The sequence below is a fragment of the uncultured Aureimonas sp. genome (assembly GCF_913775355.1).
Taxonomy (GTDB): Bacteria; Pseudomonadota; Alphaproteobacteria; order Rhizobiales; family Rhizobiaceae; genus Aureimonas.
In genome coordinates, this window is record NZ_CAJYIU010000139.1 from 1 (window position 1) to 3,495 (window position 3,495).

A 3,495-nucleotide genomic window follows, 5' to 3' on the forward strand; every position below is an offset into this window, starting at 1 on the left:
CTGCAGGCCGCGCTCCACCACCTGTTCCGGGCGCTAGAGATCGCGCCACTGGCGCGCGCCTTCGAGCGCGATGCGCGCAGCGGCGCCGCGCTCCCCTCGAGGCTCGCTGCGCTTCTCTCGCGCCACCGCCTTTTCCAGCGTAGCGTCCTGCTGCGGCCGGACTGGGAGCGGCAGGACGGGCCGCCGCTTCTCGCCTTCCTCGACGCCGAACGCCGGCCGGTCGCCCTCGTCTGCCGCCGCCGGCGCTGGTTCGTCCTCGACGGCGCGGCCGAGCGCCGGCTGGATCCGGCGCTGTCGGCGCGCCTTTCCGACGACGCCATACAGATCTATCCAAGCCTTCCGGACGAGCCGTTCTCGTTTCGCGACCTGTTCCGCTTCGGCCTCGTCGGCGGTGGGGTCGATCGCCTCCGCCTCGTCGGCTGCCTCGTCGCCGGGGCGGCGTTCGCCTCGCTCATCCCCGCCGCAGCGGCCCTCCTCGTCGACGACGTCCTGCCGAGGGGCGACGTGCGGACGGCGCAGCTCGTGGCCGTCGGCCTCGTCATCACGGTGCTCGCCCGCACCGTGTTCGAGGTGGTGAAGGGCATCGTGCTTCTGCGCTCCGAGCTTCGCCTCGAGATGCGCCTTCAGCCGGCGCTGGTGGTGCGCATGATGCGCCTGCCCAGCAGCTTCTACCGGTCGCACGCCGTCGGCGATATCCTCGACCGGGTGCTCGGCACCCAGCAGGCCCGCCAGCTTCTGTCACAGCATGGGCTCGGCGCGATCGTCGGGGCGGCCTTCAGCCTCGTCAGCCTCGTTCCGATCATGCTCGTGGACTGGCGCCTTGCCGTCGTGACCCTCGCCGCCGCCCTGACGCTCGGTCTCGTCACGGCCGCCCTGTCCTATGCCGAGCTGCGGCACGAGCGGCGCCTCATCGCCCAGAAGGGGCGGCTCGAAAGCTTCGTGCTGCAGGTCCTGATGGGCATGGCGAAGCTGCGCGCCTCGGCGGCCGAGCCGGAGGCCTTCCAGCGATGGGCGCGACTGTTCCGGTCGAATCTCGACCATTCGATCGCGGCCGAGCGCTGGGCGAACGTCCAGCGCACCGTGCAGACCTTCTTGCCGGAACTGGCGACGATCGCGATCTACGCGGCGATCGCCGCCGCGATGAAGAGCGATGCCCTGGCCGCCGCCGCGGACGGGTCGGAGGCCGCGTCCGCCTTCCCGGCCGGCGCCTTCGGCGCCGTGTCCGCCGCCGCCGCGCAGGTCTTCGGCTCGATCACGGCGCTCGCCGATGCGCTCAGCCGCACGCTTGGCGCCATTCCGATGATCGAGCGCGCCCGCCCGATCATCGCGACGCCGCTGGGCGAACCGTCCGGCGAGAGCGAGCCGCTGGAGCTGAAGGGCGAGATCGACATCCGCAACCTGTCGTTCCGCTATGCGCCGTCGAGCCCCTTGGGGCTCGACGGGCTGGACCTGCGGATCGGCGCGGGCGAGTTCGTCGCGATCGTCGGCGCCTCGGGCTCGGGCAAGTCGACCCTGATGCGCCTCCTCCTCGGCTTCGAGCAGCCGGCGTCCGGTGAGATCTTCTACGACGGCACCTCGCTGCGGCGCATCGCGCTGCCGGATTTCCGGCGCCAGATGGGCGTCGTCCTGCAGCACGGAAAGCTCTTCTCGGGCTCGATCCACGAGAACATCACCGGTCAGACCGGGCTCGGCATGGACGAGGCGGTAGCCGCCGCGCGCCTCGTCGGGCTGGAGGGCGACATCGAGGCGATGCCCATGGGCATGCACACCGTGCTCCTCGACGGCGCGGCGACCCTGTCCGGCGGGCAGCGCCAGCGCATCCTGATCGCCCGCGCGCTGGTCGGGCGCCCGGCCGTGCTTCTTCTCGATGAGGCGATCAGCGCGCTCGATAACCGGACGCAGGCCATCGTCACGCAGACGCTGGTGGGGCTCGCCGTGACGCGCGTCGCCATCGCGCACCGCCTGTCGACGATCGAGGCCGCCGACCGCATCGTCGTCCTACAGGCGGGTCGCGTGGTCGAGACGGGCAGCTATGCCGAGCTGATGGCGCTCGGCGGTCATTTCGCCTCCCACGCGCGGCGCCAACTCCTGTGAAAGGCCTGTCATGCGCAAGGTGCTCTTCATCGTGGGCTAGCTCAGCGACGGCGACATCGCGTGGATGGCCTCGGCCGGTCGCCAGCGAAGCTTCTCGCCGGGCGAGGTCCTGATCGAGGAGGGGCGCGACAACGCCTCGCTCTTCGTGCTTTTGGAGGGCGAGGTCGAGGTGTCGGTCGCAGGGCTCGGCCGCGTGGCCTTGCTCGGCAGCGGCGAGATCCTCGGCGAGATGAGCTTCGTCGACCGCGCGCCGCTCTCGGCCACGGCCCGCGCCGACCAGCCGACCCGCACCCTCCTCCTCGACAAGCGGCGGATGGAGGCGAGGCTCTCCGAGGATGCGGGCTTTGCCGGCCGCTTCTACCGGGCGCTCGCCATCTTCCTCGCCGACCGCCTGCGCGGCACCGTGGCCCGGCAGAAGGCCGGCAGCGCGATCGGCACCAGCCGCATCGAGGAGGACGAACTCGACGAGACGGTGCTCGACGGCGTGTCCGTCGCCGGCCTTCGCTTCCAGGAGATGCTGAAGACGCTCTCCGCAGCGACGAATGCCGCTGCCGGCTGACGGACGCGCAAGACGTTCGTCCCAGCGTCCAGCGATTCCGTCCCAATTCGGGTAGAGATATAGATTAGAATTCTATTCTATAATAAATAAGAAATCGAAGCGTCTGCCAGACATCGAGTCTGTTTTTCGATCGTCGGTAGTATCCAGAAAAAACTGGGAGTTATGTGATGAACGACAAGCCCGATACTGCGCGGGGGAGATCAAGACAGACGATCAGGTCAAGGGGCGGCCGGCTGACGGCGAACTGACCGACGAGGCTCTGGACGGCGTCAATGGCGGCGCGGTCAAGGGGAAGACCAGGCTGACGATCACCCCGATCCCCACCAGCGTCGACGTCAACCCGGTCAGTTGAACGTCTGCCGGAGGGCCTGTCGCTCTCCGGCTCAGGCCCGGACGCATGAGGGTGAGCGCGGCGCGGGGACGGCAGCACCCCTCGGCAGAAGCGTGGCACCCTCATGCGGATGCTTGGGGGGCGGGACCGCTCGGCACTCCTCCGGCCCGCCGGGGGCCAGACACCGGGGCTCCCTGCGGGCCGTCCGGGCGTCGGCGGCATCGCTCCGGATAGCCGTCGGGCGCATGGTGACCGAGAGACATCTGCAGGCCTCGCGTGTCCTTAAAGGACGCGCCGTCCTTGTCCGGCGTTTACCTGGGGCGCTCCCTCACGGCCTACCGGGTGTCTCGGGCGTCGGTTTCCTCACCGGGGACGACATCCGTGCAGAGCTGCTCGGATCCTGGCCGGGTCGGCTCCTCGGTCGGTTCGCGAACGTGTGTGGGCGTAACTGAACATTATGACGTTCAAGTCATCGTGAGCGGCTATGGAGAGGTTGGACCGACACGACGAC

At 69.5% G+C, this 3,495-nt stretch carries 2 protein-coding genes; both read left to right on the forward strand.

Going from position 1 to position 3,495, the window contains the following annotated elements:
• A partial coding sequence (locus QZ753_RS09330; RefSeq protein ID WP_294643066.1) for an ATP-binding cassette domain-containing protein occupies positions 1 to 2,094 on the forward strand: 2,094 nt, incomplete at its 5' end.
• A gap of 64 nt (positions 2,095 to 2,158) precedes the next feature.
• Entirely contained in the window at positions 2,159 to 2,653 is a 495-nt protein-coding gene (locus tag QZ753_RS09335) for a cyclic nucleotide-binding domain-containing protein (RefSeq protein WP_294643068.1), read from the forward strand.
• Positions 2,654 to 3,495: the final 842 nt, after the last annotated feature.

What these genes read in the sequence shown, in the direction of transcription:
- QZ753_RS09335 (WP_294643068.1), top strand. Translation starts at nt 2,159, where the DNA reads ATGGCCTCGGCCGGTCGCCAGCGAAGCTTCTCGCCGGGCGAGGTCCTG.